Origin of the sequence: Kingella oralis (assembly GCF_014054985.1) — a bacterium.
Lineage (GTDB): Bacteria > Pseudomonadota > Gammaproteobacteria > Burkholderiales > Neisseriaceae > Kingella_B > Kingella_B oralis.
Genome location: NZ_CP059569.1, coordinates 2,276,341 through 2,289,904, shown reverse-complemented (window position 1 = coordinate 2,289,904; position 13,564 = coordinate 2,276,341). Strand labels below are relative to the sequence as shown.

Here is a 13,564-nt window from a genome sequence, read left to right as displayed (position 1 = left end):
CCGTCAGCCAAACAGCCGCCCTTGCGCCAAAATCTGCTTCACCGGCGCAAAATCCGCCCGATGCTCGGGCAACGCGCCATAGCGTTGCAGCGCCGCCAGATGTGCCGCCGTGCCGTAGCCCTTGTGTTGCGCGAAGCCGTATTCGGGATGCCGCTCGTGCAACGCATACATCTCGGCATCGCGCGCGGTTTTGGCAAGAATCGACGCGGCGGAAACGGCGGCGATTTTGGCATCGCCTTTCACCACCGCTTCGGCGGGCACCGCCAAATCGGGCGGCACGCGGTTGCCGTCTATCCACACTTTTTCAGGCTGCCTCGGGAGCGCGGCAACGGCGCGGCACATGGCAAGCATGGTGGCGTGCAAAATATTCAGCCGTTGGATTTCGGCAGGGTTGGCGGATGCCACCGCCCATACGGTTGCCTGCCGTTTGATTTGCGCCGCCAGCGCGTCGCGCTTGGCTTCGCTGAGTTTCTTGGAATCGGTTAAGCCGGGCAAATCATAATGCACGGGCAGCATCACGGCGGCGGCAAACACGCTGCCCACCAAGCAGCCGCGCCCCGCTTCGTCCACGCCCGCATGGCCGGGCAGCACGATGTAATCAGTCATGGTGCAGGGCATCCCATTCTTCGGGCGTTTCGGGCAGCGCAGGGATGGCGTGTTGCTCATCCGCCCATGCGCCAAGGTCTATCAGCTTGCAACGCTGGCTGCAAAAGGGGCGGTATTGGTTTTCAGGCTGCCATGCAACAGGGGTTTGGCAGGTAGGGCATTTAACGGTGGTCATGGTTTAAATCGCTTGGTTGGAATTTCTTGGGAAAAGAATGAATTATAGCTTTTCAGGCTGCCGCATGGGGTAATGAATAGGCAGCCTGAAAAACGGTATTTCCGCTTTCAGGCTGCCTTTTATCGGGTTAACAAGGTTTGGGCTTCGCAACTTTGCGTTTGCATCACATCAAAAAGCAATACGCCCACACCGAAATCGCGGCGATGCTCAGCACGCTCAGCATCAAGCCCGCGCCCACCATATCGCGCTGGCGAACCTTGCCCGTGGCAAACACAATCGCGTTGGGCGGCGTGCCAACCGGCAGCATAAACGCGCACGACGCGCCGATACCAATCACCAGCGCCAACACGCGCTCGGGCAGCCCCATTTGCGCGGCAATGCTGGCAAACATCGGCACCAGCAGCGCGGCAGAGGCGGTGTTGCTGGTGAAATTGGTGAGCAGGATGATGAAGGTGGTAACGGCAACAATCACCACGCCGTGCGGCGCGCCGCTGAGCAAACGGGCGACTTCGTTGCCCAGCGCGGCAGACGCGCCCGAATGGTTCATCATGCTGCTCAATGCAATGCCGCCGCCAAACAAAAACAACACGCCCAAGTCGGTGTTGCGCGCCACTTCGCGCCAGCCCACCGTACCAAATACCACCACCAGCGCGGCGGCAATCAGCGCGATGATGCTGTCAATCGAAGCGATGCCCGTTGCCTTGCCGATTTTACCGCTCAGCATCCACGCCAACGCCGTGCCCACCGCAATCAGCACGGTGAGCACGCGGTGCAGATTCCACGGGATGTCTTCGGTTTGTGCCTGCACCGTGCCGGCAGAAAATTGCGGGCGCAACACCACAAACAGCGAAACCAGCATCATGGGCAGCAACACCAGCATAATCGGCAAGCCATAGCCCATCCAGCCGGTGAAATCCAGCCCCAAGGCTTTGGCGGCGATGGCGTTGGGCGGCGACCCCACCAAAGTGCCCATGCCGCCGATGCCCGCGCAATAAGCGATGCCCAGCAACACAAAGGCAAACGTGCGGCGGTCTTTTTCGGGGTCCAGATGCGACATCAGCCCCATGGCGAGCGGCAGCATCATGGCGGCGGTGGCGGTGTTGCTGATCCACATGGAAAGAAACGCGGTTACGGCAAAAATCAGCATCACCGCGGTAAACAGGCTACCGCGCGACAAGGCGATGACCTGCAAGGCGATTTTTCTATCCAGCCGCTGGATGTGCAACGCGCTGGCAAGGGCAAAGCCGCCGAAAAAAACAAAAATCACAGGGTCGGCAAAGCCTGCGAGCGCCGCGCCGGTGTTCATGTTGGGGATTTTGAACACCACCGCGAGCACGGGCACCAGCAGCGCGGTAATCGTGATGTGCACCGCTTCGGTGAGCCACAGCAGGCCCACGAATAACAAAATCGCCAAACCTTTGTTGGCGTTGTTGTCGTAGGGCAGGAGGCAATATGCCGCAAAACTTATCGCCGCCGCCATCAGCGTAAACAGCACGCCGCGCCAACTGGTTGCCGTGGGCTGCGCGCTTTTGAGCGATAGGTTTTCGGGCAGGTTTTGCTGCGTGTCGTCGTGGATGAAATCGGTTTTGTGTTCCGCCGGGGGGTGAACTTTGGCGTGGCTGGTGTTTTTTTCCATGCGGGCCTCTTTGGGTTAGCGGTTGATAATGCGAAGAAAACAGAATGTTGTTGCGCGTGGTTGTGCGGGGCAGTATAGGGGGCGGGGTGGCAATTGGCAAGAAACGGATAAGATGTTTTAAGAAGCGTTAAGGAGTGTATGGCTGATGAAAATTGAGACAAGGCGGCAACGCCGTATCATCGCGTTTAACCAACTGCATTTTCAGGCTGCCTCTGCGGCGGCGCTTGTTTGCCGCGCGCCAATCGGGTTAAGGCGGCTTAACCAATCTTTAAGCAAGCGCAACGTTTTTTAAGTTACCACAAAAGCGCGGGTTCGCCGTTGCCAAATACTCGGGTTGCCTATAAGATGGCTGCGATGCGGTTGCATTCGCGCCGCATAAACACCTTGTGAAAGGACAAAATCATGAAAAAATCTGTTTTGAATATTCTGTTCGTTGCCTCTTTGGCTGTGGGTTTAAGCGCGTGCAACAGCATGACGACGCAGCAACGCAACACCGCCGCCGGCGCGGTAATCGGCGGCGCGGCAGGTTCGCTCATCGGCGGCGACACCGGCTCCACTTTGGGCGGCGCGGCATTGGGCGGCGTGATTGGCAGCCAAGTGCATAAGTGGCATTAATTAGCCGTATCGGTTTTCAGGCTGCCTAGAACGTGTTATCGCGTTTTAGGCAGCCTGAATTTTTTGCTCACCCGTTTAAGCCGCGATGCAGTTTGCTTTGCCTGCGCCCCATGTTTTCAGGCTGCCTTTGTATGTTCGACAAAGGCAGCCTGAAAACGTTTGGCGCGACAACTCGGCTCACGGCTGGTAAGTCGGCAACACGCCCAGCGGCAGCAGTTGCCACACATAACCCGTGGCGTTGTGCCGCCCTGCCAGCTGCCCCGCTTCGTCGCCGTAGCCCCAAAAATAATCCACGCGCACCGCGCCTTTAATCGCGCTGCCTGTGTCTTGGGCGACAATCAGACGGTTTAGGCCGGCGTTGGCGTTGGCAGGATGCGAAGTCGCCAAGAAAAGCGGCGCGCCGAGCGTGATGTGGTGTTTGTCCACCGCGCCCGAATAGCCGCCGGTAAGCGGCACGCCCAATGCGCCCACGGGGCCTTGGTCGGACGAGCCGTCCAGCACTTTAAAAAACACATAGCTGGGGTTTTGCCCGAGCACTTCGGCGAGGCGGTTGGGGTTTTTGCCCATCCATGATTTGATGTTTTGCATGGAGGTTTGCGCCAGCGGCAAATAGCCGCGGGTGGACATATATTGCCCGATGGAAACATAGGGGTATTCGTTTTTGTCGGCAAAGCCGAGGCGCACAAAATTGCCTGCGGGCGTGCGCAGCCTGCCCGAGCCTTGAATGTGCATGAAAAACAGTTCTACGGGGTCGTTGGCGTAGCCCAAGATGGGGGCGCGTCCGTTGAGCGCGCCTGCGTTGATTTGGGCGCGGGTGAAATACGGCACAAATTGGTTGCCAACAAATCTGCCTTTAAGCGCGGTGGTGCGGGCGGTGATGGGGAATTGGGCAAGGTTGGCGATGTATGCGCCGTTGCTTTGAATCACGCCGCGATTGTTGCCTGTGGGAGAAACGCGCACGGTGGCTTTGCTATTGCGCAAATTGGCAGGCAGGGGGATGGAAACAAAATCGCTGGGGATGCCGTAGATGGGAAAGCGGGCGGTGCTGGTGTTGCGGGTGTCGCCGTGTAGCACGGGCTCGTAGTAGCCTGTAATTTTGCCGCTGGCTTGCCCTCTTTCGCTCACTTGCCACGGGGTGAAGTTTTGTTCAAAAAAGGCTTTGGCGGCAGCGGTGTTGCGCGCGGTTTGGTTGGCGCGGGCGCAGGTGTATTGCCATTTGGCTTGGTTGGCGAGTTTCAGGCAGCTTTTTTGGAAAGCGGCGAGGCTTTCGCCGAAACTTTGTTCGTTCCATTGCGGCAGTTCTTGAAAGGATACGGCGCGATAGGTTGCGCTGCTGCCTGTGGGTTGCAAGGTGGTGCCGTGCGATACGGCATTGCCTGTGGCAAGATTGGGGTTGTAGGGGGCGGGAGGGTTGTTGTGTGTGTGGCTGCTTTGCCCTTGCCGGCTCGGCATGGTGGTGGGGCAGGCGGTTAGAAGTAGGGTGAGCGCGGCTAAGGCGGCAAGACGGATTTGGGGAGACATTGCGGTTCCTGCTGACAATGGTTTTTTGAAACGGTAAGCGTTCATTATAGCAGCGTGCGCGTTTTTAGGCCGCGTTGGCGCGGATGTGACATAAAGGCAGCCTGAAAACGGTCAGACTCGTTTTCAGGCTGCCTTTATCGCGTTTGCGGGGCAAAACCGCCTGCCTAGCGCCGCAAAATCTGCGAGGTAATCGTGCTATCGGTAATCTTGTCGTCATCGGCAAGCAGCATGGCTTTGGACAGCACTACGGAGAGCGCGTTGTCGCCTTCAAACGGGATAAACAGCTTGTCGGTAACGTCTTTTTTGCTGCGGTCTGGCACGATGCAAAGGTATTGGTCGTCGGGCAGCATCAGGATATTGGTGCTGCCGATGTGGATTTTGTAGGTGCGCAGCTTGCCTTGCACCACCAAAAAATTGCCGTCTATATGCGCCACTTTGCCGATTTTCAGGCGCGGCAACAGGGTTTCCAGCACGGCTTTGCGCGTTTTGGCAACCTCGCTCAAATCGCCAAACGAATAGCTTTGCCAATATTGGTAGTAGCGCGGCAAGCCGCCGTTGTCTTGCCAAGTCGGGTCGTTGCCCACGCTGGCAACGCCCACGAACAAATCCACATCGCGCAGCACTTCGGAGAACACGCGCGGCGGAATGTTGATGAGTTCCACGGGGTGTTCGTAGTCGTCTAGGTGGTGGAAGCGCACTTGGTCGGTGCTAACGTAGAAATAAATGCCAGCATCGGTGTAGGAGCTTTCGTCGCCATCCACCGTTTGCGCCCAAAATTCGGCGCACAGGTTGTATTCGGGCAAATCTAGGGTAACACGGGCATCGTCGCCGCCGTCCCATGCGCCGCCGAGCGAGCCTTTCCAGCCGCGCATTTTGGCGAGCGTCATGTATTGATGCTGTTTGAGGATATGGGCGGCGAAGCGGTTGCTGTATGTGCGCGTGTTGATTTCGGCTTCGGTGAGCAGATAGATTTCGCGGAAGGCTTGCTTGATGGGCTGGCGGATTTCGTTTGCCATCAGCAGCTTGCGCCAGTTTTCTATGCTTTGGCGATTGGATAACGCGGGATGCCACAGGATAACGCTGAGGCAGCCTGAAACGTCTATCGGCGCGCCGTGTTCGTTTACCCATTGGTTATTCAGCCATAGCGCGGCTGTGCCGTTTGGGTCGCTGTCATCGGCATAGAATTGCCAAATCAGCGGGCGGGTGAGATACGACATTAAGCCGTGTTGCCAATAATACTGCTCGGCGTGCTCGCGGCTGATGCGCTGCTCGGAGCGCAGCATTTGGTCTAGGCGGTCGCGCTGGGCGGTGAGTTGGGTGTTCAGGTTTTTTTGCGTGGCTTTGATTTTTTTGAGCTTATCGGCAAAGTCGTCTTTCACGAAGCTGGGCACGGTTTTTTGCGGTGAGCCATCGGGCTTGAACCACAATAGCTCGCTTTTGCCCACGCCTGTAATCGCCAAGCGGCAGGTGTAGTCGTTGAACGCATAGTCGCGGCTGTGGTTTTGCAGCTTAAAGTCGTCCACCGCCATGTCTTCAATTTGGCTACGGCTCACACCGCGCTCGCTGGCGGCGGCTTCCAGATATTTGCTGATGGCGGTTTGCGCGTTGCTGAATTTGATACGCAGGCGCAGGCGCGTGAGCTGGGCGATGCCGTCCAGCCCTTTGGAGCGGTACAGCGTGTAGAAGCAGGCGTTGCCGATGGCTTGATAGCGCGCGCCGATGTCGGGCACTTTTTCGTAGCTGTGCAGGGCTAAATCGGCGATGGCTGTGATGGTGGCATTGTCGTGGAAATGGGCGCACATCCACACCAAGCCTTTGAACGCGGTTTGGTTGATGTTTTCAATGGGAAACACTAGGCGGTCTTCGGCGGTGCGGGCAAAATCTAGCCAGCCGTGCAGCATTTTTTTGAATTTATCCGCGCCCAATTCGTCTATCAATGCTTTGCTTTCTTTCAGATATTTTGCGCTGGGCTGGGCGGCGTTGGCGGATAGGGCGAGCATGATGATTTTTGCCCATGTTTTTTGTTCGGGCGCAGGCAAAGCGGCAAGCTGGGGGTTGGCGTATGCGGCAAATCTATCATCGTAGGGGAAGGCAGCTTGCCCTACTTCGCCGATGCTTTCACCAAACGCGGAAACGATTTTGCTCGCGGTAGTGCGATCAATGAAATAAATGTCTTGCATGCTTTGGCTGCTGAACTTTTGGAATTGCTCGCGGGCGATTTTCAGGCTGCCTATGAGTGCTTCGGATGGGTTGGGATATTGTTTTTTGATTTGGTTGAGCAGGTGTTTGATGGGGTAGAAATAGGCTTGGTCTTCGGCTAAGCCGTTGGCATCAAACATGGCGGCAAAAATGCGGCAGATGTCGTCTTCGCTCATCGGCAGGTTTTTACGGGCGATGGCTTGGGCTAGGATGCAGCGCTTTGTACCTTTATTGGTGTAGCGCATTTCGGCGGGCATGCTTTTGTATGCGGGACCGCCTTCTTTAAACAATTTCCAACCGCGGATTTGCTCAATCAAAAAAATCAACAGGTTTACGCGCGTTTCGGGCGGGGCTTTTTCTACTTTGGAAACATAGCTGGGGCAGTTTTTGAGTTCGCCTGCCCATTCTTCAATGATTTGGACGAGAAGTTGGTCAAATTCGGCGCGTTGTTCGGCGGAAATGGTGTTATCAAGTTGATATGGGGTCATGGCAATTCCTTTGCGGATGGGGTTAATCGGTTTTAGCTTCGCAGAAGCTCGTCAACTTGCTTTCAGGCTGCCTGAAAACGTGTGGCACCTGTCGGCAAGAATGGCGAAACTAGCCGCCTACTAAGGGCGTGAGCTTGATGAAGTTCACAATCAAACCTTCGTGCAGATACACGGTTTCGTCCAGCGTTTCCAGCTGGCGGTTGTCGGCAAGGATGAAAAAGCCGTTTTGCTCAAAGGCTTTGAGCGCGATGGCGATTTGCGTTTCGGCATCCACGGGCTTGTGTTTTTTGCCTTGCGGGTCTAGCACAATATCGCCGCGCGCGGTGGGAATCACAAGACTGTGGCGCAGCAGGGCTTCTTCGCTGCGGTTGTTGTAGGATTCCACTTCTTGGCGCACGCGCTCGCGAATCAGCTCGGCGGCGCTGATGCGGTGGGTGCTGAATTTTAAAAACAGCTCGTGCAGGATTTTGCCGGCGGGGGTTTGGTCTTGGACGGTGATGATGGCGGGCTGCGGGGAGAGGGTGGCGGGCATGGGGGGGTTCCTTTGGTTGGGTTGGGGAAGTGGGATATTAACGTAAATTTACGTTTTCGGGCGGGGGGTTAGAGGGTTTGTTTTAATTTTTTGGGTGGGGGAGGCAGCCTGAAAAAATAAAACCGTTTAGGTGTGTGCCAAATGGTTTTTTGTTGGGTGGATTGGATTTCAGGCTGCCTCTGTATGGTGAGCAATGAGTTGCCAGTCCTACACGCTAAAACGTTGGCAAAATCTAAGTAGGTCGGGCATTTATGCCCGACGTTTTGAGTGGCGTATTAAGTTTGTCGGGTATAAATGCCCGGCCTACAAACATTCTGTTTCATCAGCCATTGGGTGGCGAGCCGCCGCTGTTTCATTTGCCGCTGGTTTGCCACAATTTCAGGCTGCCTCTAATCATCAAAGGCAGCCTGAAAAAACAAAACCGCTTGGTATTGAGCCAAACGGTTTTTTACTGGATGGATTGATTTTTCAGGCTGCTTCAACGCGGGCGCGCTTGCTTGGGCAGCCTGAAACGTTCCCCGCGCCCCTACGGCTTGCTGGCAAGCCGTGCGCTGGCAAAGAATAGGCAGCCTGAAAATCTTTATAAATGCCGTTTTAGCTTCGCTCGTTTTAACTTCGTTGAAGCCTTCGGCTTTCAGGTTGCCTATTGAAACCGCCCGCCTTTCACTTGCGAGCTGCCGAGCTTCGCCGCCAAGCCTTGATTGCGCAGCGCGTGGGTGAGCGCAATCGCCAAGCCATCGGCGGCATCGGCTTGCGGCGTGCCCGACAGTTTCAGCATTTGCACCACCATGTGTTGCACTTGCTCCTTCGCCGCCTTGCCCTGCCCCACCACCGCCTGCTTCACTTGCAGCGCGGTGTATTCGTAAACGGGCAAGCCGCGCAACACCAGCGCCGCAATCGCCGCGCCGCGCGCCTGCCCCAGCATCAGCGTGGCCGCGGGGTTCACGTTCACAAACACGCGCTCCACCGCCGCCACGGTGGGGCGATAGGTGGCAACCAGCTCGCTGATGTTTTCCACGATGATGCCGATGCGCCCCGCCAGCTCGTCGTTTTTAATCGTTTTGATGCAGCCTGAAACCACATAAATCTGCTCGCGCCCCACCACGTCGATGATGCCAAAGCCTGTGGTACGGCTGCCGGGGTCTATGCCGAGAATGCGGGTGGGGCGGGATGGGGTCATGGTGTTGCCGTGGGAGAAAAAGCGGGGATTATAGCGGAAACGGGTTTCAGGCTGCCGATGGGGGTGGAGGGGGTAAAATAACAAAATTTGCTCGTATCGGCTATAATAGCTCGTTTAGTAAAACGTCTTTGATTTTTTAAATTAAATAAGGTAAATAAGGTAAAAGGAATGGATGTTCGTTCTCAAACATTATTGCTTGACGCGAGAGAAAGATGGCTTAATCAACCGCCCGAACCAGATGAAAACTACATCGCAACCGCATTAAAAAAAGCAAAAGATGCAGATGTCGTGTCGTTTGATATTTTTGATACGGTGCTCACGCGCGTGCTGGAATGCCCCATTGACTTATTCGCATATGTGGAACGTGAATTATTGGCGCATGGCTTTGATGCGAAAGGCTTTGCCAAAATACGCTTTGACGCGGAAAACCGCGCTCGCGCCATTGCATGGGCAGCAACGAAAGCCGAAGAAATTACATTCGATGAAATTTATCAGCAAGTGCAAGCGGCGCCGCAATTGGCAGGAGCTGCCAGTCTTGTTGCGACCGCGCGCGAAGCCGAAATTCAAGCTGAAAAAGTAGCGTGCGTGGCAATTGCCGACCAAGTAGAACTGATAAAACGCTTAAAAGCGGCAGGCAAAACCATTATTTTCGTTTCGGATATGTATTTGTCCCAAGAGCAAATCAGCACCATTTTGGCATACAACCAAATTGATACGCTCTGCGATCATTTGTTTGTTTCTTCCGAATACAACCAAACCAAGCACACGGGCAAAATTTGGAACGTTGTGCGCAAACATATTCCAGCCAACCACCGTATTTTGCATATTGGCGATAACTTACATTCAGATGTTGAGCAACCCAAGCAAGCTGGCATCAGCACGCTGCACTACCCTCGTTTCATTGCGGAACGTCGTGTAGGCGCGAGCTTATCTGCCGATTTGGTGCCATTTTCCATTTTGTCCCGCTTGGCCGATTTAGACGCTCAAAAAGAAACCGACCGCGAAGAAGCCTTTTGGCGCAAGCTGGGAAAAAGTTTGGGCGCATTAACGCTATACAGCTATGTTCAATGGCTGGCAGGACAGGTGAAACGCAACAAAATCGAGCATGTTTATTTCTGCGCCCGCGACGCCCAAGTGATTCAAGCAGCATGGGATATTTGCGATTTAGACAAGTCATGCGGTACGACATCCGGCTATTTATATGTTTCGCGCAAAGTGCTGCATTATTCTACTTGCTATACAGAAATTATCCAAAATGGGCGGCTCTCTGATAAATCATTACTGTTTTTGGTAGAACATTCAATTAATGAAAACAGTGCATTCCGCGATATTTTCAAACCTTTCAATCTTAGCGACGAAGTTATCGATAAACATGGTTTGCATGACATTATTGGTCCGTTAGACAATTTAGTGGATTGGTCAAAAACGGCTTTAATTAAAGACTATATCAACAGCTATTTGCTCGATGACATGCTGCCCACCTTTAAAGGTGTTTTTGACAACGCTATGGGCTATTACCGCCAAGAAGGCGTATTCCGCGATGACCGCAAAGCAGCCATTGTGGATTTAGGCTGGGCGGGCACCATGCAGGCAGCCTTAATTGATTTGCGCCGTTATGCGGGCGTAGAGCAAAATTTGGCGGGTTATTACTATGGTTTATGGGGGATAAGCGAAGCTATTGCGGGTAAGTCGTATCACAATGGCGTGATGTTCTCTGCGTTTGGCAATAAATTTGAACAGTTGAAAAACGCGTTGCTATTGCGCAATGGCGTGAACTTGCTGGAAAACTTGCATTCTGCCAACCATGAAACCACCGTGGACTTTAAGCAAGTGGGCGATGCCTTTGAGCCGATGTTTAAAAAAGACGTTCATTATCGCTATTTAGGCTGGTTCAACAGCACGATTGCCCATTTTCAGGCAGCCGCATTGGATGCAATTCGCACATGGCATTCGGGCGAGAAACATTTAACCCTTTCTGCCGATGAAGTCTCTATTGACACGGCTATTGCCGCAATGATGCAGGTATTCTGCTCGCCCAATAAGCAAGAAATCGCCCATTTAGGGCAAATCATGCACGCGGCAACTTATGCGCACGCCGAATTTAGACCCATCGTTGAAAACGAATTGCCAAAAAATGAAAGCGAAGTGTATTCGTTTCTATATGGTGGGGGCTGGCCTTGCGGGGTAATGAAATATTGGTGTAACAGCGGGTTGCAAGCTACGAACTCGCATTTGTACAACGTGGCCAAAAATGAATTTGCTGCGTATCCTGAATTTATCCGTAACCAGTTTTAAACACAGGTAGCACCATGAATACAACTCTTTTCCCTCAACCCCAAGCCTTTGCTTCATTGCCCAATCTCAAAACCGACGGTTCGGTTGCCATTATCACGCGCACCAAAAACAGAGCGGTGCTGTTGGCACGCGCATTAAATAGCGTATTGGAGCAACGTTATCAAAATTGGCATTTGTATGTGGTCAATGATGGCGGCGATGTTGCCACAGTGGAGAAATTGCTGGACACCTATCGCGATTTATTCGGCGAACGATTAACGGTTATCCACAACCCGCAATCGCTGGGCATGGAAGCGGCTTCCAATTGCGCGTTTGAGCGGGCGAACGAGGAGTTTTTGGTTATCCATGATGACGACGATAGCTGGCATCCCGATTTTTTACAGGAAACAGTTGCCTTTTTGCAGAAAAACCGCGATGCGGTAGCGGTTTTAACCAATTGCGTGGTGATTCACGAGGAAATTAAACAAGATACGGTGCGCCAGCTTAATGTGTTGGAATGGGGCTTTTGGCGCGATCATGCTGATGCGGTTCGCCTAATTAAAGGCAATATTACGCCACCCATTTGTTTGTTGATTCGCATGAGTGCTGCCAAAACCATCGGCGGCTATAACGCAGCATTGCCTGTGTTGGGCGATTGGGATTACAACTTGCGCCTATTTCGCTTAGGCGAAATTAAAACGCTGAACAAAGAATTGGCGTATTACCACCATCGCATTTCCAGCAATGATGCTTATGGCAATTCGGTTATCGCGGGTGTAGATAAACATCAAGCCTATCAGGCAGCATACCGCAATGCGCTGGTGCGCCGCGCGTTGGCGGAAGACCCTGCCAATTATGGCTTGCTGCATTTGATTTTGCATGATGCGGAAAACAATAAAAACGAATTGTTGCGCGAAATTCAAGATTTGAAATATCGCTTGGACAACGTGGGCATCGGGCATCATGCGAACCGTGATGCAGAGCTGTTTGCCCGCGTGGATTATTTCTATCGCAAATGCTTGCCAATGCGTAATTTAGCAGCCAAATGGCGCGAGCGCATGCGGAAAATGCGGCGTGAATCCAAGGTGCTTCGTCCGCTGGCGCATCAAATACGCGACATGGTGCGTGTGTTGCGCGGCAAGCGTAAATAAACAGCAGTAGGCAGCCTGAAAAGCGGTTTTCAGGCTGCCTAAATCATTTGCGGTATCACACCGCTCAAACCCCGCTTTGTTCGCAGGAGTTCCCATGCCCGTTTTATCCGAAAAATTCTGCTTGGTCAGCCGCCGCGTGTGATGCAACGGCGAAATGTTGTTACTACCCGAAGATTGAACACCAGCGACAGCCTGAAACCGCCCATCCCGTTTTCAAGCTGCCTCAACCATCCCAACCATAACAGACCCAAAATGCCCGCCACCCGCACCCGCCTCCCCGACCTGCTGCTCACCGCACTTGCCCCGCTGATTTGGGGCAGCACTTATCTGGTTACCACGCTGTTTTTGCCGCCCGAGCGTCCGTTTACGGCGGCGCTGTTGCGCGTGCTGCCTGCGGGCGTGTTGCTGCTGGCGGCGTATCGGCAGGTGCCCGCGCGGCGCGATTGGGGCAGGATTACGCTGCTGGGCGTGCTGAATATCGGGCTGTTTCAGGCGATGCTGTTTGTGGCGGCGTATCGGCTCACGGGCGGGCTGGCAGCGATTTTAACGTCCACGCAAACGCTGATGGTGCTGCTGCTCACTTGGCTGGTTGGCGGGCAGATGCCGCCGAAAGCGGCGTGGGCTTGGGCGGTGGCGGGCGTGGCGGGCATCGGGCTGCTGGTGTTGTCGCCCACGGCGCGCTTGGACGGGCTGGGCGTGGCGGCGGCGTTGGCGGGTTCGGCGGCGATGGCGTTGGGCGTGTATTTGTCCAAGCATTGGCAGATTAAGCTGTCGGGCGCGGCGTTTACCGGCTGGCAGCTGGTGGCGGGCGGGCTGTTTTTGCTGCCGATAACGCTGTGGCGCGAGGGCGTGCCGCATCATCTGACGGCGGCGAATGCGGGCGGCTATGCGTATTTGTGTCTGGTGGGGGCGGTGCTGGCATACGGGCTGTTTTTTCGCGGACTGGCGCGGCTGTCGCCTGCGGCGGTGTCGTCGCTGGGGCTGCTCAGCCCTGTGAGCGCGTTTGTGTTGGGCTGGCTGTTTTTGGGGCAGGCTTTGGATGCGCGCTCGATGGTTGGGCTGGTGTTGGCGTTGGTGTCGATTGCGGGGATACAGCGGGCGATGCGTTGATGGGCAGCGCGGCGGTGCGTCAATTTGTTTCAGGCTGCCTCTTGTTGCTTGCGTATCAATGCCAAAGGCAGCCTGAA

At 54.6% G+C, this 13,564-nt stretch carries 13 protein-coding genes; 5 read left to right on the top strand and 8 right to left on the bottom strand.

All coding sequences use genetic code 11. The features are described from left to right. Positions 1–3: 3 nt before the first annotated feature. The 3 genes from rnhB to H3L93_RS12295 form a co-directional block, all read right to left on the bottom strand. Positions 4–606, bottom strand: a complete 603-nt coding sequence (gene rnhB / locus H3L93_RS12305; RefSeq protein WP_003798352.1) for a ribonuclease HII — start codon at positions 604–606, stop codon at positions 4–6. Further along, positions 599–781, bottom strand: coding sequence for a DNA gyrase inhibitor YacG (gene yacG / locus H3L93_RS12300; protein WP_003798351.1), 183 nt, complete (start codon positions 779–781; stop codon positions 599–601). The genes rnhB and yacG overlap by 8 nt, the downstream gene beginning before the upstream one ends. A gap of 163 nt (positions 782–944) precedes the next feature. Further along, positions 945–2,417, bottom strand: a complete 1,473-nt coding sequence (locus H3L93_RS12295) for an SLC13 family permease (protein WP_003798350.1) — start codon at positions 2,415–2,417, stop codon at positions 945–947. A gap of 402 nt (positions 2,418–2,819) precedes the next feature. On the opposite strand from H3L93_RS12295, the gene H3L93_RS12290 reads away from it, so the two are divergent. Further along, the gene (locus H3L93_RS12290) at positions 2,820–3,032 is read left to right on the top strand and encodes a glycine zipper 2TM domain-containing protein (RefSeq protein WP_003798345.1); all 213 of its coding nucleotides are present in this window, start codon (positions 2,820–2,822) and stop codon (positions 3,030–3,032) included. Between the two features lie 177 nt (positions 3,033–3,209). Here H3L93_RS12290 and mltA read toward each other — a convergent pair whose 3' ends face one another. The 4 genes from mltA to H3L93_RS13405 all read right to left on the bottom strand — a co-directional run bounded on the left by mltA (position 3,210) and on the right by H3L93_RS13405 (position 7,966). Beyond that, complete coding sequence (gene mltA / locus H3L93_RS12285) at positions 3,210–4,553, bottom strand: murein transglycosylase A (RefSeq protein WP_003798343.1); 1,344 nt, start codon at positions 4,551–4,553, stop codon at positions 3,210–3,212. Positions 4,554–4,717: 164 nt separating this feature from the next. Further along, positions 4,718–7,240, bottom strand: coding sequence for a DUF4132 domain-containing protein (locus H3L93_RS12280; protein ID WP_003798342.1), 2,523 nt, complete (start codon positions 7,238–7,240; stop codon positions 4,718–4,720). Between the two features lie 109 nt (positions 7,241–7,349). Continuing rightward, the gene (locus H3L93_RS12275) at positions 7,350–7,772 is read right to left on the bottom strand and encodes a hypothetical protein (protein ID WP_003798341.1); all 423 of its coding nucleotides are present in this window, start codon (positions 7,770–7,772) and stop codon (positions 7,350–7,352) included. Positions 7,773–7,840: 68 nt separating this feature from the next. Beyond that, positions 7,841–7,966 carry a hypothetical protein gene (locus H3L93_RS13405; protein ID WP_003798339.1) on the bottom strand — a complete coding sequence of 42 codons (126 nt, stop codon included), beginning with the start codon at positions 7,964–7,966 and terminating at the stop codon, positions 7,841–7,843. Positions 7,967–8,023: 57 nt separating this feature from the next. Between H3L93_RS13405 and H3L93_RS12270 the strand changes: the two genes are divergently transcribed. After that, positions 8,024–8,236, top strand: coding sequence for a hypothetical protein (locus H3L93_RS12270; protein WP_040559070.1), 213 nt, complete (start codon positions 8,024–8,026; stop codon positions 8,234–8,236). Positions 8,237–8,415: 179 nt separating this feature from the next. Here H3L93_RS12270 and ruvC read toward each other — a convergent pair whose 3' ends face one another. Beyond that, positions 8,416–8,952, bottom strand: a complete 537-nt coding sequence (gene ruvC / locus H3L93_RS12265; RefSeq protein WP_003798332.1) for a crossover junction endodeoxyribonuclease RuvC — start codon at positions 8,950–8,952, stop codon at positions 8,416–8,418. 168 nt (positions 8,953–9,120) lie between these two features. On the opposite strand from ruvC, the gene H3L93_RS12260 reads away from it, so the two are divergent. The 3 genes from H3L93_RS12260 to H3L93_RS12250 all read left to right on the top strand — a co-directional run bounded on the left by H3L93_RS12260 (position 9,121) and on the right by H3L93_RS12250 (position 13,487). After that, a complete protein-coding gene (locus H3L93_RS12260; protein ID WP_003798330.1) occupies positions 9,121–11,247 on the top strand; it encodes an HAD family hydrolase in 2,127 nt (708 codons plus the stop codon). Positions 11,248–11,261: 14 nt separating this feature from the next. After that, entirely contained in the window at positions 11,262–12,377 is a 1,116-nt protein-coding gene (locus H3L93_RS12255; RefSeq protein ID WP_003798328.1) for a glycosyltransferase family 2 protein, read from the top strand. A gap of 252 nt (positions 12,378–12,629) precedes the next feature. Beyond that, complete coding sequence (locus tag H3L93_RS12250) at positions 12,630–13,487, top strand: EamA family transporter (protein ID WP_003798324.1); 858 nt, start codon at positions 12,630–12,632, stop codon at positions 13,485–13,487. Positions 13,488–13,564 lie beyond the last annotated feature (77 nt).